The organism is Gammaproteobacteria bacterium (genome assembly GCA_016716465.1).
In the GTDB taxonomy this organism is placed as follows: Bacteria; Pseudomonadota; Gammaproteobacteria; order SZUA-140; family SZUA-140; genus JADJWH01.
Map to the genome: position 1 here is coordinate 1,096,074 of JADJWH010000001.1, position 24,657 is coordinate 1,120,730.

Consider the following 24,657-nt stretch of genomic DNA (forward strand, 5'->3'; position numbering starts at 1 on the left):
GAGTCATGCCCGGGTCGTACGTGAGTCGCGCGATCTCCGTGTTTGTCACGCGCTACACACGGGGGTAGACTACGGTCAACCGCATGGATCGCGGCCGCGGCCTCCCTGACCGCCGCTACGCAACGAAATCGTTGGCAAACGGATTTGCCTATGCGATGCACTCTATCACAGGGCCTCACCCTCATCGAGCTGGTGTTGACGCTCGGCGTACTCTCCGTGCTGGCGGTATCCGCCACACCCTCGTTGCTCGATCTGCTCGACCGCCACCGGCTGCGCGGGGCCGCGGAAAATCTCCGCAGCGACCTGATGCTCGCGCGCGCCGAGGCGCTGCGACTGAATACGGCGGTCAGCGTCGCGTTCTGGATCGACATCGAGGGCGGGGGCTGGTGTTACGGCCTGAGCGATACCGGTCCGTGCGACTGTGCGACGGACGGTGACTGTCGCCTCGATGGCGCGCCCGCGCACGGCGCCGCGGCGGAACGCTTTCCCCGCGTCGGTCTCGCGACCAGCTTCCCGCATGGCATGACGAGTTTTCAGCCCGCGCGCGGCACGGCCAATGCGGGCACGGTGACGCTGAACGTCGGGGTCTCGGAGGTGGACGTCGTGCTGAGCGCGCTGGGCCGGGTCAGGCTGTGCTCCGACAGCCTGGGGGGCTATCCGCCGTGCTGAACGGCGCCGTCCCGCGCGGCTTCAGCCTGGTCGAGCTGATGGTGGCGATCACCCTCGGCCTGTTCGTGCTCGCCGGCGTTTCCTCGCTCTACGCCGAGGTGGTCCGGTCCAACGCGGCGGTACTCAGGACCGCGCACCTGCAGCAGACCCTGTGGTCGCTGATGACGCTGATCACGGACGATGTCCGGCGCGCCGGCTACTGGAGTCGCGCCGAACTCGCCCTCGACGGGTCCGCCGTCAACCGCTACGCGCCGATCCATGTCCTCGACGGCGACTGCCTGCTGTACAGCTACGACGAACAGCGCGACGATGCGGACGGCGCGCCGGATCCCGAAGACCATCAGGGTTTCCGCCTGAACGGCGCCGGACTTCAGCTCAAGACCACCGACGAGACCTGCGCCGGCACGACCTGCACGGACTGCGGGAGCGGTACCTGGTGGCTGATGAACGACGCGCAGGGCATCCGCGTCACCGCCCTGTCCTTCACCCTCACCGAGCACGCCCGCCCCTTCGATGGCACCGGACGCGAGATCGTCGCGCGCGAGGTCGGCATCCGCCTCGAGGGCGAGATCGCCAGCGATCCTTCCGTGCATCAGAGCCTGACCGGCCGCGTCAGCGTGCGCAATCATGAGATCCGCTGAAGCATTCACATCCTCCGCTCGCCAGCGCGGCGCGGCGACACTGGTGATCACGCTCCTGCTGCTGTTCTCGATGAGCCTGATGATGCTCTACGCCGCGCGCGTGGGCGTCGTCGAGCAACGCCTCGCGGCGAATGATGCGCGGGCGCGCGCGGCCTTCGCCGCCGCCCAGGCCGGACTCGAACGGACGCTCGGCGAACTCGCCACGCTCGACCGGGAATCGCTGGTCTACGACGCCGCGGGCTGGACCGTGTTCGATGCCGGGGACGAAGCACTCGCCAACGGGTCCGAATACCACACGGAGGTGAACAATCTCGCGCTGGTCCCGTTCGACGCCGGACTGCTCCGGCTCGATGCGCGCGGCTCCACCGGGGCGGGCGGCGGCGCGCGCTCGGTGACGCTGCTGGCGGCATTCGCGTCCCTGCTGCCAAACGTGCCGCCCGCACCGCTGGTGACGCGCGGCAGCCTGTCGCACACCGACCCGCTGACGCTGACGAACTCCGCCCGTCCGGTCGGCGCCTGGCTCGGCGGCCTGTACACCCCGGGCGGAATTCTCGACCCGCGCTTCGGCGAACCCGCATCCTGTCCGCCGTTCGGGATCTGCGCGGGCGACGCCCGCCTCGGCGCGCTGGCGCCGGAGCCCTTCTTCGCCAATACCTTCGGTCGCCCGCCGCCGGCCCTGCGCTCGGACGCCGAGATCGTCCGCTGCACGCCCTGCGATCCCGCAGCGGTACCCGCCGGGGCCCGGCTCGTCTGGTACGAAAATGACGGCGCACCCGTCACGATCGCGGAAGGACAACTGGGGACGGCGACGCATCCGCTCATCACGATCGTCGCGGGCGACTTCGCGCCGGCGGGCGCGCTGCACATCCACGGACTGCTGTTCGTGCTCGGCGACTGGACCGGCGGCGGCGCCCCGCTGACGGTCGAGGGGGCCGTGATCGTCGCGGGCGAGATCTCCGGCATCGGCCCGGCCGAGCTGGTCTACGACAGCGGCGCCCTGGAAATCCTGCACCAGTCCGGGCGCTACGCCTTCGTGCCCGGCAGTTGGATCGACTCCTGAGCATGAATCCGCCCGACATGCGCAAACCCCCGCCGCCGCGGCCCGGGCGGGCCGGGGCGGCCGGGGCGGGGGGGCCCCCCCGGGGCGGGGGGGGGGGGCCGGCCCGGCGCCGCGCGCGCCGCGCCCCCCCCCGGCCGCGGCCGCGCGGGCCCGGCCCCCGGCCGGGCCGGCCGCCGGGGCCGGCCCCGGGGGGGGCGCGGGGCCCGGCGCCGGCCCCCGGGGCCGGGGCGGGGGCCCCCCCGGGGGGGGGGGGGCGGGCGGCCCGGGCGGGCGCCGGCCGGCGCCCGGCGGGGGCGGGGGGGGGGGGCCCCGGCGCGGCGGCCGGGGGCCGCGGCCGCGGCGGGGCCGCGCGCGGGCGGGCCGCCGGGGCGGCCCGCGGCGGGGGGGGCCGGCCCGGCCCCGCCCGGCCGCGCGCGCCGGCGCCCGCGGGGGGGGCGCCGCCGGCGCGCGGGGGGCCCGGCGGGGCCGGCGGCGGCGGGGGCCCGCGGCGGCCCCGGCCGGCCGGGGGCCCCCGGCGGCGCGGGCCGGCCGCGCCGCGGGCGCCGGGCCCCCGCGCGCGGGGGGGCGGCGCCGGCGGGGGGGGGGGCCCCCGCGCCCGCCCGGGGGGGGCCCGCCCGGCGGCCCCCGCCGCCGCCCCCCCGCGGCCGCCCCCCCCCGCCCCCCCCCCCCCCCCCCCCCCCCCCCCCCCCGGGACAGGCGCATTACCTCCACGCGCGGTTTCGCGCTGATCGAGGTCCTGATCACGCTCGCCGCGACCGCTTCATTCGCGCCATGGTAGCGGTACAGAAAGCGTTCCTCGGGGGCGGCGTTCTCGTCGTAGACCCAGATGTCGATCCCCTGCACCGCGCTGCGGCGGAGCGCGGCCTTCAGCATGTCGCCGATCCGGAATACCTCCAGCAGATAACCGCCGAGGTTCAGCCGGCGCTGCTCCACGCTGTCCAGCCCGACGGCGCGCGCGTAGACGGGCTGCATCAGCAGGGCCCCGTATTGCTCTGTGCCGCCGTTGTCGAACACCAGCTTCTCGGCGTTGACCCAGTCCCCGCTGTCGCGCGCGAGATCCAGATCCGCGTGCATGGCGGGATCCGAGGCGAGGTCATATCCGAGCAGGTGACTGTTCTGCGCCAGCGGCTCGGCGAAATAGATCGGGAAATAGACCGGGCGCGTCGCGGCCGCCGCGAAGCGGGCCTCGTCGTTCAGTTCGGTGAAGCGGAAACCGGGCAGGCCGGAACGCCGGGCCCGGCCCTCCAGATCGGCGCGCGCGCCGGCCGGCACACGCGGCACCCAGGCAATCATCTGCAGGTCGGCGTGATGGGCGAGATTGTGGTCGACGAAACGCCTGAATTCCTCGCGGCTGACGACCTCCGAGGCGCTGTAGAGGCCGACCAGCGAGTTCATCAGGTCGAGGTGGCGTTCCAGTTCCTTGGCGATGTCGGAGGCGTGGGTGCCGGCGAGGAATTCGAACTCCGCCTGGTTGATCTCGTATTCCCATTCATGCGCCTGAAGGGCGAGCAGGACGGAGACGGCGATACCGGCAAGCAGCACCACCGCCTGGACGGTGGGAAAGCGGGCCGGCAGGCCATCCTTCCCCCATGCGTGAGTCATTCGATCCGGCGCAGACACTCTGCCCCCGCTCCGGGGTCCCGCGCGGACCCGCGTATCAACCCTCTTCTATATCGGTTCGTGGACGGCGGGGTGTTAGGCGCCGGTCTGCCAACTGGGCGGAATGACGGGAAAATTCCCGCTTCTGCCGGCGGCGCGTTCGATGCGCGGCGCCGCACACCGTACGGGAAGACCGGATATCATGAGATACAACTTAAGATATTAATTACAATTTATTGATTATTATAAATATTATTTATGATACCACTCAGAAACTTCGCCGGGATCAGTCCATCCGACTCAGGATCGCCTGCTTGACCGCGTCGAGTTTGGCCTCGACCGTCAGCACGGCGCCCTGGTTCTGCTTGATGGCGGTATCCGGATCCTTCAGGCCGTGGCCGGTCAGGGTGCAGGCCACGCGGCTGCCCTCCGGGATGCGGCCGCTGCGGATGTCACGCAACGCGCCGGCAAGGGAGATCGCGGAGGCCGGTTCGCAGAACACGCCCTCGTGGGCGGCGAGCAGCTTCTGCGCCGCGAGGATATCCTCGTCGGTGAACTCGTCGAACCAGCCGCCCGATTCGCGGTTCGCCTGCCAGGCCAGGTCCCAGCTCTGCGGGTGCCCGATGCGGATGGCGGTGGCCACCGTTTCCGGCTCGTCGACCATGTGGCCGCGCAGGAACGGGGCCGCTCCCGCCGCCTGGTAGCCGGCCATGACCGGGCGTTTCGCCGCGATGCCGTCGGCGTGATATTCCTTGTAGCCCATCCAGTAGGCGCTGATGTTGCCGGCGTTGCCCACCGGCAGACAGTGATAATCGGGGGCGTTGCCCAGCGCCTCGATGATCTCGAAGGCCGCCGTCTTCTGCCCCTGCAGGCGGAACGGATTGATCGAATTGACGATCGCGATCGGCGCCGCCCGGCCGACCTGCTTGACCAGCTCCATGCCGGCGTCGAAGTTGCCCTTGATCTGGATCACGCAGGCGCCGTGCATCATCGCCTGCGCGAGCTTGCCGAGCGCGATCTTGCCGTCCGGGATCAGCACGAAGGCAGTCACGCCGGCGCGCGCGGCATAGGCGGCGGCAGCGGCCGAGGTATTGCCGGTGGAGGCGCAGATGATGGCACGACTGCCCTCTTCCACCGCCTTGGTCACGGCCATGGTCATGCCGCGGTCCTTGAACGAACCGGTCGGGTTCAGCCCTTCGAATTTGACGTAGATCTCCACGTCCTTGCCGATCTGGCGCGGGATGTTCTCGAGACGGATCAGCGGCGTGTTGCCCTCGCCCAGGCTGATGATGCGGGTGTCGGGACCGACCGGCAGGCGGTCGCGGTATTTCTCGATCAATCCGGTATAACGCATGGGTCTTTCCTCGGGACTGCGGATTCGATGGCCCGGTGCCGGGCCTCAGTTGGCGGCGAGCGCTTCCAGCCGGATGCGCGTCACCTTGCCGACGATGGATTCCAGCGCCTCGATGCGCGCGATCGCCTCGTTCATGCGGCGCTCCGGCACGCGGTGGGTCAGCATGATCACGCTGGCCTCGCGCGCGGAGGGATCGGGCTCCTTCTGCACCACGGCCTCGATGCTGATGCCGGAGTCGGCCAGGATGCGCGTCACGTCCGCCAGCACGCCCGGGCGGTCGGCGGCGCGCATGCGCAGGTAATAGGCCGTCTCCACCGCGTCCATCGGCAGCAGCGGGATATCGGACAGGCGGTCCGGCTGGAAGGCCAGGTGCGGCACCCGGTTGCCCGGATCGGAGGTCAGCGTGCGCGTCACGTCGACCAGGTCGGCGACCACCGCGGACGCGGTCGGCTCGCGCCCGGCGCCGGCGCCGTAGTACAGCGTCGGCCCGACCGCGTCGCCCTTCACCAGCACCGCGTTCATGACGCCGTCGACGTTGGCGATCAGGCGGCGCTCCGGCACCAGCGTCGGGTGCACGCGCAGCTCGATGCCCTTGTCCGTGCGGCGCGTGATGCCGAGGTGCTTGATGCGGTAGCCGAGCTGTTCGGCATAGCCGACGTCCTCCGGGGTGATGACGCTGATCCCTTCGGTGTAGGCCTTGTCGAACTGCAGCGGGATGCCGAACGCGATCGCGGCGAGGATGGTCAGCTTGTGCGCCGCGTCGATCCCCTCGACATCGAAGGTCGGGTCGGCCTCGGCGTAGCCGAGCTTCTGCGCCTCGGCCAGCACGTCGGCGAAGGCGCGGCCCTTGTCGCGCATCTCGGTCAGGATGAAATTGGTCGTGCCGTTGATGATGCCCGCCACCCACTCGATGCGGTTGGCCGCCAGGCCCTCGCGCAGCGCCTTGATGATCGGTATGCCGCCGGCGACCGCGGCCTCGAAGGCCACCATGACGCCCTTCTTCTGCGCCGCGGCGAAGATCTCGTTGCCGTGGCGCGCGATCAGCGCCTTGTTGGCGGTGACCACGTGCTTGCCGCTGGCGATGGCGCGCAGCACCAGCTCGCGCGCCGGTTCATAGCCGCCGATCAGCTCGACCACGATCTGGATGTCGGGCCGGTCGACCACCGCGAAGGCGTCGGCGCTGATCTCGATGCCGGCGGCATCGACGCCGGGGAAGTTCGTTTCGCGCGCGGCGGCATGGGTGATCACGATGCCGCGGCCGGCGCGACGCGCGATCTCCGACTGGTTGCGCCTGAGCACGTTGACGACGCCGCCGCCGACGGTGCCCAGGCCGAGCAGGCCCACGCGTACGGGTTCGAGCTGTTTCATGCCGAGGCCGCCTTCGGATTGGCGTCCTTGCGGAACATCTGGCGGATGCCGCGGATCGCCTGGCGCGTGCGGTGTTCGTTCTCGATCAGGCCGAAGCGCACGTGGTCGTCGCCGTAGGAACCGAAGCCGATGCCCGGAGACACCGCGACCTTGGCGTCCTCGATCAGCTTCTTGGCGAACTCCAGCGAGCCGAGGTGGCGGTACTGCTCCGGGATCTGCGCCCACACGAACATCGTCGCCTTCGGTCGCTCCACCTCCCAGCCGATGGAGTTGAGGCCGTCGCACAGCACGTCGCGCCGCACGCGGTAGAGTTCGGAGATTTCCCGCACGCAGTCCTGCGGGCCTTCCAGCGCGGCGATGGCCGCCACCTGGATCGGCGTGAACATGCCGTAGTCCAGATAGGACTTGATGCGCGCCAGCGCCGAGACGAGGACGCGGTTGCCGCACATGAAGCCGATGCGCCAGCCCGGCATGTTGTAGCTCTTGGACAGCGTGAAGAACTCGACCGCGACGTCCTTCGCGCCCTTCACCTGCAGGATCGAGGGCGCCACGTAGCCGTCGAAGGCAATGTCCGCGTAGGCGAGGTCGTGGATCACCCAGATTTCGTGCTCGCGCGCGATCTCCACCACCTGCTCGAAGAACGGCAGGTCGACGCACTGCGTGGTCGGATTGCCGGGAAAGTTCAGCACCAGCATCTTGGGCTTCGGCCACGAGTCCTTGATCGCCTTGACCAGCTCGCCGAAGAAATCGACGCCCGGCACCAGCGGCACGTGGCGGATGTCGGCGCCGGCGATGACGAATCCGTAGGGATGCACCGGATAGGCGGGGTTCGGCACCAGCACGGCGTCGCCGGGACCGACGGTCGCCAGCGCCAGGTGCACCAGGCCCTCCTTGGAGCCGATAGTCACGATGGACTCGGTCTCCTGATCGAGATCGACGTCGAAGCGCTGCTTGTACCAGCGGCAGATCGCGCGGCGCAGGCGCGGGATGCCGCGCGACACCGAATAGCGGTGCGTGTCCTCGCGCTGCGCGACCTCGATCAGCTTCTGCACGATGTGGGGCGGCGTCGGCTGGTCGGGGTTGCCCATGCCGAAGTCGATGATGTCTTCCCCGCGCGCGCGCGCCTTGGCCTTCAACTCGTTGACGATGTTGAAGACGTAGGGCGGGAGTCGGTTGATCCTGGCAAATTCTTCGAACATGTGGGTTTAAACCGTTGAAATAAAGACCGCTATTATCGTTGCTTTTCCCGGCGACAGGCAAGCCGCGCCTTTCGCCCGCCGCCCGGCTGCGTTAAGCTGTCGGGACCGGCGCGGCCGCCCGCTCGCGCCGGCGGCGCATGACGGAGACACCCACCGATGCAGGTCAACCGCAACCTCGACCTCGACAGCTACAGCATTCATTCCTATTCCGCCGGGGAGATCACCGTCGCCCTGCCGTACGAACCCGTCGCGCCCGCGGCGGGCGGGGACGCCGCGCCGCGGCGGGAGGTGCTGCGCCAGAGCCTCGTCATCATGCCCGACCGGCTCGTCGGCGACTGGCCGCCCCAGCGCTTCGAGGATCTGGAGCGGGCGCATTTCGAGCTGCTCGCCGCCTACGCGCCCGAGGTCGTGCTGTTCGGTTCCGGCGCCCGCCTGCAGCGACCGCATCCCGCGCTGCTGGCCGGCCTCACCGACCGTGGCATCGGGGTCGAGGTCATGGACACCGGCTCCGCCTGCCGGACCTACAACTTCCTGATGTCCGACCGCCGCCGCGTCGTCGCCGCCCTGCTGATGATCTCACCGTCCTGAGACCGGCCTCCGGTCCCGATCACGCCGCCCCGCGTCTCGATCTGGAACGTCCCGCCCGATTCCCCCGGATTCCGCTGCGCTCCATCCGGGCTACGATCCTGAAGCAGTATTCCCGCCCGCTTCAGTCCTTAGTCCTCAGTCCCTGGACCTACAGCCCGGGCAGGTATTTCAGCGGATCGACCGGTTCACCGTCGCGGCGGATCTCGAAATGCAGCTTCACGGCGTCGGTGCCGGTGCCGCTGTCGCCCATCTCGGCGATCGGCTCCCCGGCCGCGACCGTTGCGCCCTCGCCCACCAGCAGGCGCTCGTTGTGCGCGTAGGCGCTGAGATAATGCTCGTCGTGCTTGATGATCAGCAGATTGCCGTAGTGCGGGATGCCGTTGCCGCTGTACACCACGCTGCCGCCCGCGGCGGCGCGCACCGCCTCACCGCGTTCGCCCCGGATGTCGATGCCCTTGTCGGCCGTTCCGGAGGTCACCGCCGAGCGGGCGGGCGGACGCGCCGTCGGCCACAGCCAGCCCGATGCGCCGGCGGTGGGCGCGGCGGCTGCGGGTGCGGCGGCGGACGGCGCCGGCGCGGGCCGGCCCTGTGCCGCCGTCGCGCCGGACGGCGGGGCCTCATTCAGGCCGAACACCTCGACCGTTTCGGACGCGGGCGCGGCCGTGGTCCGCGGCGCGGGGGCGCCCGCCTGCGGCGGCGTCGCCGCTGGGCGTGGCGCGAAGGCGTCCCGGCGCGGGGGGATGATGCGCAGATACTGTCCCGAGCTGATCTGGTAGGGTTCCGCCAGATTGTTCCACCGCGCCATCTGGTGGTAATCCTTGCCGTAGCGGAAACTGATCGAATACAGGGTCTCGCCGGGGCGCACCACGTGATAGACGGGCGCGCCGCAGGCGGCCGTCAGGAGCAGCACCAGGGCGAGCGCGCCCGCGCGCATGCGCATTTATTTGTTCCCCGTCAGCATCGGCACGAAGGTCGCCTCATGCAGGCGCTCGTCCCGGTAGCCGGTCTCGGTCCGGACGATCCGCCGCAGTTCCTGCTGCACGCCGCTGCCGACCGGGATGATCAGATGTCCGCCCACGGTGAGCTGTTCGAGCAGCGCCTCCGGCACGACGGCCGGCGCGGCGGTGGCGATGATCCCGTCATAGGGGGCGTATTCCGGCCAGCCCTGCTTGCCGTCGCTGTGCTTGAGACGGATGTTGCGCAGGCGCAGGTTGTAGAAGCGTTGCTGCGCCTTGCGCTGCAGGGCCTGGATGCGTTCGACCGTGTAGACCTCCGGTATCAGGCGCGCCAGGATCGCCGCCTGGTATCCGGATCCGGTGCCGATCTCGAGCACCTTGCGCGGGGCGCCGCCCTGCAGCAGGGCCTCGGTCATGCGCGCCACCGTCACCGGGGCCGAGATGGTCTGGCCGAAACCGATCGGCAGCGAGGTGTCCTCGTAGGCGCGGCTGGCGAGCGCCTCGTCGACGAAGATATGGCGCGGCGTCTCCCAGATCGCCTCCAGCACGGCCTCATTGGTGATGCCCTGCCCGCGCAGGCGCTCGATCAGGCGGCTGCGCGTGCGCCGCGAGGTCATGCCGATGCCCTCGTGCTGGGTCATGTCGCGATATCCTTCATCCAGCCCTGCAGGCGCTCGAGCGCCGAGTGCCGGGTCAGATCCACCTGCAGCGGGGTCACCGAGACATAGCCGTTGCGCACGGCATGGAAATCCGTGCCCGGCCCGGCGTCCTGCTCCGGGCCGGATTCGCCGATCCAGTAGATCGGGCGACCGCGCGGATCGGTGGACATGATGACCGGTTCGGACTTGTGGCGGTGTCCCAGGCGCGTGACCATGAACCCCGCCAGATACTCCCACGGCAGGTCCGGCACGTTCACGTTCAGGATCACATCGGGAGGCAGCGGGTCGCGCTGCAGGCGGGTGACGATACGCCGCGCGGCCTCCGCCGCCGTGGCGTAATGCTCCAGGTTCCGGCCGACCAGCGAGACCGCCACGGCGGGCAGGCCGAGGAAACGGCCCTCCATCGCGGCCGCCACCGTGCCCGAATAGATCACGTCGTCGCCCAGATTCGCCCCGGCGTTGATGCCGGATATGACCATGTCCGGCTCCTCGTCCAGCAGGCCGGTGATGGCCAGATGGACGCAGTCGGTCGGCGTGCCGTTGACCCGGATGAAGCCGTTGTCCAGCACCTGGGCGCGGATCGGATTCTCCAGGGTGAGCGAATTGCTGGCCCCGCTACGGTCGCGATCGGGCACCACCACGGTGAGCTCGGCCAGGTCGCTCAAGCCCTCCACCAGGCGCGCGAGCCCGGGGGCGCGGTAACCGTCGTCGTTACTGATCAGGATCTTCATCTGTGCGGGACGCCGGCGCGTCCTTCAGGCGGGCGGGTGCGGCCAATCTTCATGGCAGGCATTTTGCCTCGAACGGACGGAACCGCACAAGCCGCGCGGGAGGAAACCAGGCAAACGGGCGGAAACCGGGCCGGCTAGTTCATCACGGCGGCGCACAGGCCCATCAGCGCCCCCGGATAAATCCCCAGCCCCAGGACGAGCAGGCCGTTCGCGCTCATCACCGCGCGCATGTCGAAATTGACCGCCAGTGGCGCGGAATCCTCCGGTTTGTCGAAATACATGAACTTGATCAGGCGCAGGTAATAGAACGCCCCGATGACCGAGAACAGCACCGCGAACACCGCCAGCCAGACCAGGCCGACGTCGATGACGGCGCGCAGCACGGACAGCTTGGCGTAGAAACCGACCGTCGGCGGCACCCCCGCCATCGAGAACATGATGATGAGCATCAGGAAGGCGAACCAGGGATTGCGCTCGTTGAGCCCCTTGAAGTCCTCCAGTTCGTCGGCCTCGAAGCCGGCCCGGCTGAGCAGGATCACCATGCCGAAGGCGCCCAGCGTCATCAGCGAGTAGACCAGCACGTAGAACATCGCGGCCGCGTTGCCCACGCGCGTACCGGCCAGGATGCCGAGCAGCAGGAACCCCACATGGGCGATGGTCGAGTAGGCGAGCATGCGCTTGATGTTGCGCTGCGCGATGGCGATCACGTTGCCGATGCCGATCGACAGCACCGCCAGCACCATCAGCATGGTGCGCCACTCGACGTGCAGGCCGCCCAGGCCGTCGGCCAGCAGGCGCATGACCATGGCGAAGGCGGCGATCTTGGGCGCGGTGCCGATCAGCAGCGTGACCGCGGTCGGCGCGCCATGGTAGACGTCGGGGATCCACATGTGGAACGGGACCGCGCCCAGCTTGAAGGCGAGGCCCACCACCACGAAGGTCATGCCGAACAGCAGCACCTTGTCGTCGGCCGGGCTGCGGCGGACGTAGTCGGCGATCTCCTCGAGGCCCAGGTTGCCGGTGGCGCCGTACAGCATGGACATGCCGTAGAGCAGCATGCCGGAGGCGATCGCGCCGAGCACGAAGTATTTCATCGCCGCCTCCGAGGCGGCGATCGAATCGCGGTTGATCGCGGTCATCGCGTACAGCGACAGCGACAGCAGCTCGAGCCCGAGATAGAGCGTGAGCAGGTTGTAGGCCGAGGTCATGATCATCATGCCGAGCAGCGCGGACAGCCCGAGCACGAAGAATTCCCCCTTGAAGATCCCGCGCACGCTGAGGTATTCGCGCGAATAGAGGAACACCACCGCGGTGATCAGATAGAGAAACACCTTCAGCACGTCGCTCATGTTGTCGCTGATGAACATGCCGGAGAAAGTCACGACGGGCGCGGGGGAATGCAGCGCGACGGTCAGCACGGCGGTCCCGAGCAGGCTCGCCTGCGCGAGCAGATAGGTGATGATGCGATTGCGGTCGTCGACGAAGAGATCGGCGACGATCACGACGCAGATCATCCCGAGCAGGAAGATCTCGGGCAGCGCCGGGGCGAAGTTGGGACTTATGAAATCCATGGGCGTTCCGGGTCGGCCTTGGCTGTCGTGGTTGGAGTATCCATCACAGTTTCGATTCGGAGACATGCTCCAGCAGGTGATTGACCGAGGCGTGCATGACATCGACCAGCGGCGCCGGCCAGACGCCGAGCAGCAGCACCAGCGCGGCGAGGGTGCCGAGCACCAGCGCCTCGCGCGGATTCAGGTCCTTCAGCCCCGCCACATTCTCGTTGGCGACCTTGCCGAAGATCACCCGTTTCACCATCCACAGGGTGTAGGCCGCGCCCAGGATCAGGGTCAGGGCCGCCAGCAGCGCGTACCAGAAGTTTGCCTTGAACACGCCCAGGATCACCATGAACTCGCCGACGAAGCCGGAGGTGCCGGGCAGGCCGGTATTGGCGAGCGCGAACAGCACCATGAAGGCGGCGAACACGGGCATGGTGTTGACCACGCCGCCGTAATCGCTGATCTGGCGGCTGTGCATGCGGTCATACATGACGCCGACGCAGAGGAACAGCGCGCCGGAGACGAAGCCGTGCGAGATCATCTGCACCAGCGCGCCCTCCACGCCCAGCGCCGCGCCACGTGCGCCGTTCCCGGCCTCGAGAATGGAGAATACGGCGAAGAAGCCCAGCGTCACGAACCCCATGTGCGAGATCGAGGAATAGGCGATCAGCTTCTTCATGTCCTCCTGCACCAGGGCGACCAGCGCGATGTACACCACCGCCACCAGCGACAGGGCGATCATCAGGCCGTCAAGCTGGGCGCTCGCGTCGGGCGCGATCGGCAGGGAAAAGCGGATGAAGCCGTAGGCGCCCATCTTCAGCATGATGGCCGCGAGGATCACCGAGCCCCCGGTCGGCGCCTCGACGTGGGCGTCCGGCAGCCAGGTGTGCACCGGCCACATCGGCACCTTGACGGCGAAGGCGATCAGGAAGGCGATGAAGATCAGCGTCTGCGCGGTCATGCCGATGTGCAGGACGTGGAAATCGAGGATGGAGAAGCTGCCGGTCTGGAAATAGAGATAGATCAGCGCGACCAGCAGCAGCACCGAGCCGAGGAAGGTGTAGAGAAAGAACTTGAGCGCCGCGTATACCCGGCGTGCCCCGCCCCAGATGCCGATGATCAGGAACATCGGGATCAGCATGCCTTCCCAGAACACATAGAACAGGATGGCGTCGAGCGCGGCGAACACGCCCGCCATCATGCCGCCCATGATGAGGAAGGCGGCGAAATACTGCGCGCGCTTGTATTCGATCACCTCCCAGCCGGCGATCACCACCACCACGGTGAAGAAGGTGGTGAGCAGGATCAGCGGCATCGAGATGCCGTCCACGCCGAGCGCGTAGTAGATGTCGAATACCGGGATCCAGGCCGCGTTCTCCTCGAACTGCATGTGATAGGTGCCGCGATCGAAACCGGTGTACAGCGGGATGGACAGCAGGAAGGTCGCCAGCGCGACCAGCAGCGAAACCCAGCGCACGGCGTTGTCGCTGTTGCGGCCGGCGCCGAGCGCCAGCACCAGCGCGCCGCCGACGATGGGCAGCCAGATCACCAGACTCAGCAGAGGAAGTTCCGTCATCATGCAGCTATCCCTGGATCAGGCCCCCGTGGCGTTCACACGATGACGAACACGAACAGCAGGAGCAGGAGTCCGAGTATCATCGCGAAGGCGTAATGATACAGGAATCCGCTCTGCATGTGCCGGATCCGCGCGGCGATCCAGCCGATGCCGCGCGCGGTGCCGTTCACCATCGCGCCGTCGATCACCGTCACGTCACCGGCGCGCCAGAACAGGCGGCCGATGCGGCGCCCGCCGCCGGCGAAGAAGAAATCGTTGAACTGGTCGGCATAGTAGTTGCGCTCCAGCAGCCGGTTGAGCGGCGCGAGATTGCGCTTGACGGTGTCGGCGATGTCGGGCCGCTTCATATAGACGAACCATGCGGTGGCCAGCCCGGCCATGGCGAACCAGAACGGCAGGCCGAGCATTCCGTGGAGGACGAAGCCGGCGGCGCCGGTGAAGTGCTCGCCCAGGTGCGCCAGGGTGTCGCGCGCGGGATCGACAGTGATCGCGTCGCCGAACCAGCCGCCGAACAGCAGCGGGCCGATGGTGAACGCGCCGATCGCCAGCGAGGGCACCGCGAGCAGCACCAGCGGCAGCGTCACCACCCAGGGCGACTCGTGCAGGTGTTCGCGCGTGTGGTGGTCCATGCGCTCCTCGCCGTGGAACACCAGGAAGAACATGCGGAAGGAGTACAGCGCGGTGACGAACACGCCGAGCAGGACCGCGACGTAGGCGAAACCGGCGCCCGGCAGGTGCGAGGCATGCACCGCCTCGATGATGGCGTCCTTCGAGAAGAAGCCCGAGGTGCCCGGAAACCCGATCAGCGCCAGCGAACCGATCAGCGCCGTCCAGTAGGTGACCGGCATGTATTTCTTCAGGCCGCCCATGTTGCGGATATCCTGGTCGTGATGCATGGCGATGATCACCGAACCGGCGGCGAGGAACAGCAGCGCCTTGAAGAAGGCGTGCGTCATCAGGTGGAAGATGCCGGCGGCGTAGGCCGAGGCCCCCAGCGCCACCACCATGTAGCCGAGCTGCGACAGCGTCGAATAGGCCACCACGCGCTTGATGTCGTTCTGCACGATGCCGAGCAGGCCCATGAAGAAGGCGGTGATCGCCCCGATCACCAGCACCACGCTGAGCGCGGTCGCGGACAGCTCGTACAGCGGCGACATGCGCGCCACCATGAAGATGCCGGCGGTCACCATCGTTGCGGCGTGGATCAGCGCCGAGATCGGCGTCGGGCCTTCCATCGAATCCGGCAGCCAGACGTGCAGCGGGACCTGGGCCGACTTGCCCATGGCGCCGATGAACAGCAGGATGCAGATGACCGTCAGCAGCGACCACTGATGCCCGGGGATGATCTCGATCATCGTGTCCTTCATCAGCGGCGCCGCGGCGAAGGCCTCGGCGTAATCCAGGGTGTTGAAATAGGCCAGCACCGCGGCGATGCCGAGCACGAAGCCGAAGTCGCCCACGCGGTTGACCAGGAAGGCCTTGAGGTTGGCGTAGATGGCGCTCTCGCGCTGGTACCAGAAGCCGATCAGCAGGTAGGAGACCAGGCCCACCGCCTCCCAGCCGAAGAACAGCTGCATGAAGTTGTTGGACATCACCAGCATCAGCATGGAGAAGGTGAACAGGGCGATGTAGCTGAAGAAGCGCTGGTAGCCCGGGTCGTCGTGCATATAGCCCACGGTGTAGATATGGACCATCAGCGAGACGAAGGTCACCACCAGCAGCATCAGGGTGGTCAGGCGGTCGACCAGAAACCCAACCTCGAAGCGGATGCCGTCGCTGACCATCCAGGTGTAGACCGCGCCGTTATAGGCCGGGTTGCCGTCCAGCACGATGTATTTGAACACCACCAGCGACAGCACGAAGGATACGGCCACCCCGAGGATGGTCGCCCAGTGCGCGCCGGCGCGGCCGATCCGGCGGCCGAACAGTCCGGCGACGATGGCGCCGGCGAGCGGCGCGAGCGGGATCGCGAGGTAGACTTTTTCCATTGCGTCCATGATGTCCCGCCGCCTCAGCCCTTGAGGGAGTCCAGGTTGGTCACGTTGATGGTGCGCCGGTTGCGGAACAGCACGATCAGCAGGGCCAGCCCGATCGCCGCCTCCGCCGCCGCCACCGTCAGGATGAAGAACACGAAGACCTGGCCGCCGGTATCGCCGAGGTAATGCGCGAAGGCGACGAAGTTCATGTTGACGGCGAGCAGCATCAGCTCGATCGCCATCAACAGGATGATGAGGTTTTTGCGGTTGAGGAATATGCCCGCCATGCTGATGCAGAACAGCACGGCGCCGAGGATGAGAAAATGCGACAAGGCGATCATGATTCCCCTCAGGGCGCGGCCCGTTTGCCCGGCTTCTTTTCCGCCGCCATCTTGACAATGCGCACGCGGTCGTCGCGCCGCACGCCGACCTGCTCGGCGGGGTTCTGGTACTTGGTCTCCGGCCGCCGGCGCATGGTCAGCGCGATCGCGGCCACGATGGCCACCAGCAGGATCGCCGCCGCGATCTCGAACGGATAGACATAGACGGTATAGAGCAGGCCGCCCAGTTCCTTGGTGTTGCTGTAGTCCGCCCCGTGCCGCGCCGGCGCGGCGACGCTGTCCAGCCCGAAGTACTGCGGACCCACCACCAGCGCCATCTCGGTCAGGATCAGCAGCGCGACCAGCGCGCCCACCGGCAGGAAGCGGATGAAACCCTCGCGCAGCGGGACGATATTGATGTCGAGCATCATCACGACGAAGAGGAACAGCACCATGACCGCGCCGACGTAGACCAGCACCAGCACGATGGCGAGGAATTCCGCCTCCAGCAGCAGCCAGACCGCGGCGCTGGTGAAAAAGGCCAGCACCAGGAACAGCGCGGCATGCACCGGATTGCGCACGGTGATCACCGCGATGGCCGCGGCGACCAGGATGGCCGCGAAGAGGTAAAAGAGTACCGGTTCCATGTTCATGCCTGTTTTTGTCTTATATCCCCAACGGTCCGATCCGTCGCGCCGCCTCCGCGGCGCCCTCCCCCCGCGCGCGGTCCGCTCAGCGGAACTGCGCGTCCTGCGCGCGATCCGCGGCGATCTGCGCCTCGAACTTGTCCCCGATCGCGAGCAGCTTGTCCTTGGTCATGATGTTCTCGCCGCGCTTCTCGAAGTGATATTCGAACACGCGCGTCTCGACGATGGCGTCGACCGGGCAGGCCTCCTCGCAGAAGCCGCAGTAGATGCACTTGAACAGGTCGATGTCATAGCGCGTGGTGCGGCGCGATCCGTCCTCGCGCGGCTCCGCCTCGATGGTGATGGCAAGCGCCGGGCACACCGCCTCGCACAGCTTGCAGGCGATGCAGCGTTCCTCCCCGTTGCCGTAACGGCGCAGCGCGTGCAGTCCGCGGAAACGCGGCGACTGCGGCGTCTTCTCCTCCGGATACTGCACGGTGATCTTCTTCGCGAACAGGTACTTGCCCGTCAGCTTGAGGCCGCGGAACAGCTCCCACAGGACGAAGCTCTTGAAATAGAACTGGAGGTCTTTCACCGTGCCTCACCCATGCTCAGTCGAACCAGGGACCCAGATGCGCCATCACCGCCACCCCGATCACCAGCAGCCAGACGATGGTCAGCGGGATGAACACCTTCCAGCCCAGCCGCATGATCTGGTCGTAGCGGTAGCGCGGGAAGGTGGCGCGGAACCACAGAAACAGAAACAGCAGAAACGCCGTCTTCGCCAGCAGCCAGAAGATCCCGGGCACCCAGGCGAGCAGCGGCCCCAGCACGGGGATGCCCTCGAACGGCGACAGCCAGCCGCCCAGGAACATCAGCGTGGTCAGCGCCGAGATCAGGATCATGTTGGCATACTCGGCGAGGAAGAACAACGCGAAGGTCATGCCGGAGTATTCCACGTGGAACCCCGCCACGATCTCCGACTCGCCCTCGGCGACATCGAAAGGCGCGCGATTGGTCTCCGCCACGCCGGCGATGAAATAGACGAAGAACAGCGGCAGCAGCGGCAACCAGAACCAGTGCAGGAAACTGCCCTGCTGGCTGCGCACGATCTCGCCCAGGTTCAGGCTGCCCGCGGCCATCAGCACGCCGACCAGGGCGAAGCCCATCGCGATCTCGTAGGCCACCATCTGCGCGGCGGAACGGATGGCGCCGAGGAAGGCGTATTTCGAATTGGAGGCCCAGCCGGCGATGATGATGCCGTACACCCCCATCGAGGTGAGCGCGAGGATATACAGGAGCCCGGCGTCGATATCGGACAGCACCATGCCGTCGTCGAACGGGATCACCGCCCATGCCGCCAGCGCCGGCGCCAGCGCCAGCAGCGGCGCGAACAGGAACAGGAAGCGGTTGGACTGCGTCGGGATGATGATTTCCTTGAACGCCAGCTTGATGCCGTCGGCGATCGGCTGCAGCCAGCCGCGCGGGCCGACGCGGTTGGGGCCGATGCGCACCTGGATATAGCCGATCACCTTGCGCTCGGCCAGGGTCAGGTAGGCCACCGACAGCATGATCGGCACCACGATCGCGACGATCTTCGCCACGATCACGATGAGGGCCTGCAGCGACGGCGGCACTCCGGTCCACAGCGCGAGAAAAAACTCGATCATCCCCTACTCCCGTCCCGTCAGCAGACCGAGGGGCCCGAAGGCCGCGCCCAGGGCAGCGGTTTCCGGCAGCGCGGCGGGGATCAGCACGCATCCCTCCGGTACCGCTTCGTCGATCGCCACCGGCAGTTCGGCCTCGCCGCCGTCCTGGCGGAAGCGTGCGGACATGCCGGCCCGCAGGCCGAGACGGCCGGCGGTCGCGGCGTTCAGCGCGGCGACCGCCAGACCACGCGCGTCGGCGGTCTGTTGCAGCGCGTCCGCGCGCCGCACAATCGGGTCGGTCGCGTAGATCGGCACGTAAGCGACCCGCGTCAGCATCGGATCGGTGCCGGCGGCCGGCGGCGCGAACGATCCGGTCGCGTAATTCGACGGCGCCAGATCGCCGACCTGCTGCCGCAGCTCCTCGCGCACGTCCTCGGACGACATGTAATCGAAGCCGTTCAGTTCGAACAGGTTGCCGAGCACGCGCAGCACCTTCCAGCCCGGCCGCGCCTCGCCCGCCGGCGCCACCGCGGCGGCGAAGCTCTGCCAGCGGCCTTCGCCGTTGACGAAGGTGCCCGAGGTCTCGCTGAAGGGAGACACCGGCAGCAGCACATCGGCGTATTCCTGCATCGCCCCGCCCTTGAACGCGGTCAGCGCGACGACACATTCCGCCGCCTTGAGCGCGGCCACCGCAGCGGCCGGCGCGGCGGCGTCGAATTCGGGCTCGACGCCGTGCAGCAGGAAGCCCTTCAACGGCGCGGCGAACATCTGCGCCGCCGGCAGCCCCGGTTTCACCGCGCGCGCGCCCGCCGCCTCGCGGTGCGGCACCGCGCCGGCGAGCCATGCACCGGCGGCGTTGCCGCCCTCGGCGAGATACCCGTATGTGAAGCCGGCCCCGTGCGCGATCAGGCGCGCGAGCGACTGCAGGCTGGCGAAGGCCGGATGCATGAAGGCGGTCATACCGAGCAGAACAGTGCCGCGCTGCGCCGCCGCCAGGCGTTCGGCGATGGCGCGATGCGAATCCTGCACGGTGGCGGCGCCCAGCGCGCGGGCGAATTCGTCCGACGGCTCCCGGCCCTTCTCGACGAAGAGCGCGCGGGCAATCGCCGCGAGGTGGCGCTCCATGCCGGCCGGGCCGGCGGCGAGGTTGGCCGCCAGCGGGAAATTGAAATCGTAGGCCACCGGATTGACGCACATCACGGCGGCGCCATGCAGCGCGGCCTTGCGCAGGCGATGCGAGACCAGCGGCTGCTCCTTGCGCGGCCAGGCGCCGACCAGCAGCGCGGCGTCGACGTCCTGCAACTCGGCCAGGGACTGGCCCAGCCAGGGGAACACGGGCGCGAAGTCCTGGTCTCGGAAATCGACCTGGCGCAGGCGGTGATCGACGTTTTGGCTGCCCAGGCTGCGCGTGAGGCGCTGCGCCAGGTACAGTTCCTCCAGCGTCGCCGAGGGCGAGATCAGGGTGCCGAACGCGCCCGGACCGTGCGCCTCGATGACCTGGCGCAGGCGGTCGCGCGCGAACGCGAGCGCATCGTTCCAGTCGGTCTCCCGCCAGCGCCCGTCGCGCTTGACCATCGGCCGAAGCAGGCGCTCGGGGCCGCCCAGCGCCTGGTAGCTGTAGCGGTCGCGGTCGGAGATCCAGCATTCGTTGACCGCCTCATTCTCGCGCGGATCCGCGCGCATGACCTTCTGGCCGCGCGTGAGCAGGGTGAGATTGGACCCGACGCAGTCGTGCGGCGCCACCGACGGCCGCCGCTGCATCTCCCAGGCGCGCGCCGTGTAGCGGAACGGCTTCGAGGTGAGCGCGCCGACCGGACACAGGTCGATGACGTTGCCCGACAGTTCGGAACCGACCGCCTTCTCGATATAGGTGCCGATGCGCATGTTCTCGCCGCGCCCGGTGGCGCCGAGCTCGCGCAGCCCGGCGATCTCGTCGCCGAAACGCACGCAGCGCGTGCAATGGATGCAGCGCGTCATCTCGGTCTCGATCAGCGGACCGATATCCTTGTCCTTGACGACACGCTTGGCCTCGGCGTACTCGGAGCGGTCGGAACCGTAGCCGATCGACATCTCCTGCAACTCGCACTCGCCGCCCTGGTCGCAGATCGGGCAGTCGAGCGGATGATTGATGAGGAGGAATTCCATCGTGCCCTTCTGCGCCTCGATCGCCTTGGGCGAGCGGGTCAGGACGTTCATCCCCTCCGCCACCGGGGTGGCGCAGGCGGGCAAGGGCTTGGGGACCTTCTCCACCTCGATGAGACACATGCGGCAGTTGGCCGCGATGGACAGTTTCTTGTGGTAACAGAAGCGCGGGATGATGATGCCGGCGGCGTCCGCCGCCTCGATGATCATGTCGCCACGGCGGGCCTTGCACCGCACGCCGTCGATGGTCAGGTTGACCGCGTTCGGGTCCTGCGCCTGTTCCGTCGCCGCCGTCATGCCGCCCGCTCCGCCGCGCCGACCAGGCAGCGCTTATGCCTGATGTGGTATTCGAACTCGTCGTGGAAGTGCTTGAGGAAACTCTGCACCGGCCACGCGGCGGCGTCGCCGAAGGCGCAGATGGTGCGCCCCTCGATGCGCCCGGCGGTCTTGCGCAGCAGTTCGAGGTCCTCCGCCCGGCCGGCCCCTTCCTCGATGCGCTTGACCACGCGCCACAGCCACCCGGTGCCTTCGCGGCACGGCGTGCACTGACCGCAGGATTCCGCGTAATAGAAGCGTGAGATGCGCAGCAGGGCGTTCACCATGCAGGTCGAGTCATCCATCACGATCACGCCGCCGGAGCCCAGCGCCGAACCGGCCTTGGACAGCGAGTCGTAGTCCATATTGCACTCCATGATGACGTCCGCCGGCATCACCGGCATGGAGGAGCCCCCGGGGATCACGGCCTTGAGCTTGCGGCCCGAGCGCACGCCGCCCGCCATTTCGAGCAGATCCCGGAACGGCGTGCCCATCGGCACTTCGTAATTGCCGGGCCGGTTGACGTGCCCCGACACCGAAAAGATCTTCACGCCGCCGTTGTTGGGTTTGCCGAGATTGAGGAACCACTCGCCGCCGTTGTGGATGATGGACGGCACCGAGGCCAGTGTCTCGGTATTGTTGATCGTGGTCGGGCAGCCGTAGAGGCCGAAGTTGGCCGGGAACGGCGGCTTGAAGCGCGGCTGGCCCTTCTTGCCCTCGAGCGACTCGAGCAGGGCGGTCTCCTCGCCGCAGATGTAGGCGCCCGCGCCGAGATGCGAGTGCAGCTCGAAATCCACGCCCGAGCCGAGGATGTTCCTGCCGATCAGGCCGGCCGCGCGGGCCTCCTTCAGCGCCGCCTCGAATCGCTCATAGGGCTCGTGGTGAAATTCGCCGCGCATGTAGTTGAAGCCGACCGTGGCCCCGATCGCGTAACCCGCGATGGCCATGCCCTCGATCAGCGCGTGCGGGTTGAAGCGGAGGATGTCGCGGTCCTTGCAGGTGCCGGGCTCGCTTTCGTCCGAATTGCAGACGATGTATTTCTGCGCGGGCGAATTGCGCGGCATGAAGCTCCATTTGAGGCCGGTCGGGAATCCCGCGCCGCCACGGCCGCGCAGCGCCGATTTCTTCAACTCGTTGATGATCTCCTCGGGCGGTATGCGCTCGGAGAGCACCTTTTTCCAGGCCTGGTAGCCGTCTTCCTTCAGATAGGTCTCGAGCGACCACGGGACGGCGTGTTTCAGGGTTCGAAAGCAGACTTCGTTGGCCATCACATCGCTCCCCGCCGCATCACTTCAACGCGCCCAGCACGGCATCGACCTGCTCCGGCGTCAGGTTCTCGTGGTAATGGCCGTCGACGGCCATCATCGGAGCCCCGCAGCACGCGGCCAGGCACTCTTCCTCGCGCTTGAGGGTGAACCTGCCGTCGGCCGTCGTGCCGCCGGTCTTGACGCCATACTTGCGCTCGATGTGCTTGATGATATCGTCGGCGCCGCACAGCATGCAGGAAATATTATTGCACACCGATACCATGTGCCGTCCGACCGGTTCCAGCTCGAACATGCTGTAGAAGCTCGCCACCTCGTATACCGCGATCGGCGGCAGCCCCAGATACTCCGCCACCGCGTCCATCAGTTCGGTGCTGAGCCAGCCGCCGTTCTGCTCCTGCACGATGCTGAGGGCGGGCAGCAGCGCGGAACGCCTGCGATCGGCCGGATACTTGGCGAGCCATGCCTCGATTTCGCCGCGCGCGTGCGCCGAGATCAGATCCCGTTTGCTTTCCTTGCCGCTCATCAGCGGTCGACCTCCCCGAATACGATGTCCTGGGTCCCGATGATGGCCACCACGTCCGCGATCATGTGGCCGCGGCACATCTCGTCGAGCGCGGAGATGTGGGCGAAACCGGGCGCGCGGATCTTGAGCCGGTACGGCTTGTTGGAACCGTCGGAGACGATGTACACGCCGAACTCACCCTTGGGGTGCTCGACCGCCGCGTAGGCCTCGCCCGCCGGCACGCAGTACCCCTCGGTGAACAGCTTGAAGTGGTGGATCAGCGCCTCCATGTCGCCCTTCATCTCGGCGCGCCGCGGCGGCATGACCTTGTGGTCGTCGATCATGACCGGACCGGGGTTCGCGCGCAGCCAGTCGATGCACTGGCGGATGATGCGATTGGACTGCCGCATCTCCTCGACCCGCACCAGATAGCGATCGTAGCAGTCGCCCTCCACGCCCACCGGAACATCGAAATCGAGGCGGTCGTACACCTCGTAGGGCTGCTTCTTGCGCAGGTCCCACTCGATACCGGAACCGCGCAGCATGGGGCCGGTGAAGCCGAGCTGGAGCGCCCGCTCCGGGCTCACCACGCCGATGCCGACCGTGCGCTGCTTCCAGATCCGGTTGTCGGTCAACAGGGTCTCGTACTCGTCGACGTAGCCGGGGAAACGCGCGGTGAAGGCCTCGAGAAAATCCAGCAGGGAGCCCTGGCGGTCGCGGTTCCGCGCCGCGGTCTCCTTCGCATTGTGCCACTGCGATTCACGATACTGCGGCATGTTCGGCGGCAGGTCGCGGTAGACGCCGCCGGGGCGCAGGTAGGTCGCGTGCATGCGCGCCCCCGACACCGCCTCGTAGCAGTCGAGCAGATCCTCGCGCTCGCGGAACGCGTACAGGAACACCGTCATCGCGCCGATGTCGAGCGCGTGCGCGCCGACCCACAGCAGATGGTTCAGGATGCGGGTGATCTCGGCGTACATGACGCGGATGTACTGCGCGCGCAGCGGCGGCTCCATCCCGAGCAGCTTCTCGATCGCCAGCACGTAGCCGTGCTCGTTGCACATCATCGACACGTAATCGAGCCGGTCCATGTAGCCGATGCTCTGGTTGTAGGGCTTGGTCTCGGCCAGCTTCTCGGTGGCGCGGTGCAACAGCCCGATGTGGGGATCGGCGCGTTCGATCACCTCGCCGTCCAGCTCGAGCACCAGCCGCAGCACGCCGTGCGCGGACGGATGCTGGGGACCGAAATTCATGGTGTAGTTGCGGATCTCAGCCATTTTCGCGCGCCGTTCCGTTCCTGACCAGGTAGCGGTGATCGTGACGGATCACCTTCGGTATGTTGATGCGCGGTTCGATGCTCACCGGCTCGTAGATCACGCGCTTCTTCTCCGGATCGTAGCGCATCTCGACATTGCCCGAGAGCGGGAAATCCTTGCGGAACGGATGGCCGATGAAGCCGTAGTCGGTGAGGATGCGGCGCAGGTCGGGATGGCCGTCGAACAGGATGCCGAACAGATCGAAGGCCTCGCGCTCGTACCAGTTCGCCGACGCCCACACCTCGATCACGGAACTCACCCGCGGATACTCGTCGTCGAGCCGCACGCGCAGGCGGAGGCGCTGATTGTGGTCGATGGACAGCAGATGATAGACGACGGCATAGCGCGGCCCGCCGCGGCTGCCGTCGCCATAATCCAGGTAATCGACGCCGCACAGGTCGATCAGCAGCTTGAAGCTGAATTCCGGCTCGTCGTGCAGCGCCCGGCACACCGCCATGAGGCGCCCCGGCGCGACCTCGGCGGTCAGCTCGCCGAGCGCGAGGTCACAGGAAACGAGCTCGTCGGCGAAGCGCCGGCGCAGGCGTTCGCTCAATGTCTCGGGGGAATGGATCGGGGAATCGGTCATGGCG

Annotated in this window: 22 protein-coding genes and 1 pseudogene; 4 read left to right on the plus strand and 19 right to left on the minus strand. The window is 67.8% G+C overall.

Annotation, left to right across the window (positions count from 1 at the left end):
• Positions 1 to 150 precede the first annotated feature (150 nt).
• Genes IPM20_05230 through IPM20_05240 form a run of 3 tightly spaced genes read left to right on the plus strand, consistent with a single transcriptional unit; the run spans position 151 to position 2,370 of the window.
• Positions 151 to 669 (plus strand): GspH/FimT family pseudopilin, encoded by a 519-nt coding sequence (locus tag IPM20_05230; protein MBK9131029.1) that lies wholly within the window; start codon positions 151 to 153, stop codon positions 667 to 669.
• The gene (locus IPM20_05235) at positions 663 to 1,310 is read left to right on the plus strand and encodes a prepilin-type N-terminal cleavage/methylation domain-containing protein (protein ID MBK9131030.1); all 648 of its coding nucleotides are present in this window, start codon (positions 663 to 665) and stop codon (positions 1,308 to 1,310) included. The genes IPM20_05230 and IPM20_05235 overlap by 7 nt, the downstream gene beginning before the upstream one ends.
• Positions 1,297 to 2,370 carry a hypothetical protein gene (locus tag IPM20_05240; protein MBK9131031.1) on the plus strand — a complete coding sequence of 358 codons (1,074 nt, stop codon included), beginning with the start codon at positions 1,297 to 1,299 and terminating at the stop codon, positions 2,368 to 2,370. Before IPM20_05235 ends, IPM20_05240 begins: the two co-directional genes overlap by 14 nt.
• Before the next feature lie 780 nt (positions 2,371 to 3,150).
• Here the strand turns inward: IPM20_05240 and IPM20_05245 are convergent.
• The 4 genes and pseudogenes from IPM20_05245 to alaC all read right to left on the minus strand — a co-directional run bounded on the left by IPM20_05245 (position 3,151) and on the right by alaC (position 7,890).
• Positions 3,151 to 3,972, minus strand: a pseudogene (locus IPM20_05245) (CHASE domain-containing protein).
• Between the two features lie 283 nt (positions 3,973 to 4,255).
• Positions 4,256 to 5,323, minus strand: a complete 1,068-nt coding sequence (locus IPM20_05250) for a threonine synthase (protein ID MBK9131032.1) — start codon at positions 5,321 to 5,323, stop codon at positions 4,256 to 4,258.
• Positions 5,324 to 5,368: 45 nt separating this feature from the next.
• Positions 5,369 to 6,691, minus strand: coding sequence for a homoserine dehydrogenase (locus IPM20_05255; protein MBK9131033.1), 1,323 nt, complete (start codon positions 6,689 to 6,691; stop codon positions 5,369 to 5,371).
• Entirely contained in the window at positions 6,688 to 7,890 is a 1,203-nt protein-coding gene (gene alaC, locus IPM20_05260; GenBank protein MBK9131034.1) for an alanine transaminase, read from the minus strand. The genes IPM20_05255 and alaC overlap by 4 nt, the downstream gene beginning before the upstream one ends.
• Before the next feature lie 156 nt (positions 7,891 to 8,046).
• Here alaC and IPM20_05265 point away from each other — a divergent pair, with 156 nt between their 5' ends.
• Positions 8,047 to 8,478 (plus strand): Mth938-like domain-containing protein, encoded by a 432-nt coding sequence (locus tag IPM20_05265; protein MBK9131035.1) that lies wholly within the window; start codon positions 8,047 to 8,049, stop codon positions 8,476 to 8,478.
• A 148-nt stretch (positions 8,479 to 8,626) separates the two neighbouring features.
• On the opposite strand, the gene IPM20_05270 is transcribed toward IPM20_05265, so the two are convergent.
• The 15 genes from IPM20_05270 to IPM20_05340 all read right to left on the minus strand — a co-directional run bounded on the left by IPM20_05270 (position 8,627) and on the right by IPM20_05340 (position 24,653).
• On the minus strand, positions 8,627 to 9,412 hold the full coding sequence (locus tag IPM20_05270) for a peptidoglycan DD-metalloendopeptidase family protein (GenBank protein ID MBK9131036.1): 786 nt from the start codon (positions 9,410 to 9,412) through the stop codon (positions 8,627 to 8,629).
• 6 nt (positions 9,413 to 9,418) lie between these two features.
• Positions 9,419 to 10,075, minus strand: a complete 657-nt coding sequence (locus IPM20_05275) for a protein-L-isoaspartate(D-aspartate) O-methyltransferase (GenBank protein ID MBK9131037.1) — start codon at positions 10,073 to 10,075, stop codon at positions 9,419 to 9,421.
• Entirely contained in the window at positions 10,072 to 10,824 is a 753-nt protein-coding gene (surE, locus tag IPM20_05280) for a 5'/3'-nucleotidase SurE (protein ID MBK9131038.1), read from the minus strand. The genes IPM20_05275 and surE overlap by 4 nt, the downstream gene beginning before the upstream one ends.
• A 134-nt stretch (positions 10,825 to 10,958) precedes the next feature.
• Positions 10,959 to 12,395: an NADH-quinone oxidoreductase subunit NuoN gene (gene nuoN, locus IPM20_05285; protein MBK9131039.1), complete on the minus strand. Its 1,437-nt coding sequence runs from the start codon at positions 12,393 to 12,395 to the stop codon at positions 10,959 to 10,961.
• A gap of 43 nt (positions 12,396 to 12,438) precedes the next feature.
• On the minus strand, positions 12,439 to 13,959 hold the full coding sequence (locus IPM20_05290) for an NADH-quinone oxidoreductase subunit M (GenBank protein MBK9131040.1): 1,521 nt from the start codon (positions 13,957 to 13,959) through the stop codon (positions 12,439 to 12,441).
• A 32-nt stretch (positions 13,960 to 13,991) separates the two neighbouring features.
• The gene (gene nuoL / locus IPM20_05295) at positions 13,992 to 15,944 is read right to left on the minus strand and encodes an NADH-quinone oxidoreductase subunit L (GenBank protein ID MBK9131041.1); all 1,953 of its coding nucleotides are present in this window, start codon (positions 15,942 to 15,944) and stop codon (positions 13,992 to 13,994) included.
• A gap of 23 nt (positions 15,945 to 15,967) precedes the next feature.
• Positions 15,968 to 16,273: an NADH-quinone oxidoreductase subunit NuoK gene (nuoK, locus tag IPM20_05300; protein MBK9131042.1), complete on the minus strand. Its 306-nt coding sequence runs from the start codon at positions 16,271 to 16,273 to the stop codon at positions 15,968 to 15,970.
• 8 nt (positions 16,274 to 16,281) lie between these two features.
• Positions 16,282 to 16,899 (minus strand): NADH-quinone oxidoreductase subunit J, encoded by a 618-nt coding sequence (locus IPM20_05305; protein MBK9131043.1) that lies wholly within the window; start codon positions 16,897 to 16,899, stop codon positions 16,282 to 16,284.
• 85 nt (positions 16,900 to 16,984) lie between these two features.
• Positions 16,985 to 17,473: an NADH-quinone oxidoreductase subunit NuoI gene (gene nuoI, locus IPM20_05310; GenBank protein ID MBK9131044.1), complete on the minus strand. Its 489-nt coding sequence runs from the start codon at positions 17,471 to 17,473 to the stop codon at positions 16,985 to 16,987.
• 16 nt (positions 17,474 to 17,489) lie between these two features.
• Entirely contained in the window at positions 17,490 to 18,548 is a 1,059-nt protein-coding gene (gene nuoH, locus IPM20_05315) for an NADH-quinone oxidoreductase subunit NuoH (protein MBK9131045.1), read from the minus strand.
• A gap of 3 nt (positions 18,549 to 18,551) precedes the next feature.
• The gene (locus IPM20_05320; GenBank protein MBK9131046.1) at positions 18,552 to 20,966 is read right to left on the minus strand and encodes an NADH-quinone oxidoreductase subunit G; all 2,415 of its coding nucleotides are present in this window, start codon (positions 20,964 to 20,966) and stop codon (positions 18,552 to 18,554) included.
• Positions 20,963 to 22,252 (minus strand): NADH-quinone oxidoreductase subunit NuoF, encoded by a 1,290-nt coding sequence (gene nuoF / locus IPM20_05325; GenBank protein MBK9131047.1) that lies wholly within the window; start codon positions 22,250 to 22,252, stop codon positions 20,963 to 20,965. The genes IPM20_05320 and nuoF overlap by 4 nt, the downstream gene beginning before the upstream one ends.
• A gap of 19 nt (positions 22,253 to 22,271) precedes the next feature.
• Positions 22,272 to 22,775, minus strand: a complete 504-nt coding sequence (locus IPM20_05330; GenBank protein ID MBK9131048.1) for an NAD(P)H-dependent oxidoreductase subunit E — start codon at positions 22,773 to 22,775, stop codon at positions 22,272 to 22,274.
• Positions 22,775 to 24,028: an NADH-quinone oxidoreductase subunit D gene (locus IPM20_05335; protein ID MBK9131049.1), complete on the minus strand. Its 1,254-nt coding sequence runs from the start codon at positions 24,026 to 24,028 to the stop codon at positions 22,775 to 22,777. Before IPM20_05335 ends, IPM20_05330 begins: the two co-directional genes overlap by 1 nt.
• Positions 24,021 to 24,653, minus strand: coding sequence for an NADH-quinone oxidoreductase subunit C (locus tag IPM20_05340; GenBank protein ID MBK9131050.1), 633 nt, complete (start codon positions 24,651 to 24,653; stop codon positions 24,021 to 24,023). The genes IPM20_05335 and IPM20_05340 overlap by 8 nt, the downstream gene beginning before the upstream one ends.
• Between the last annotated feature and the right edge of the window lie 4 nt (positions 24,654 to 24,657).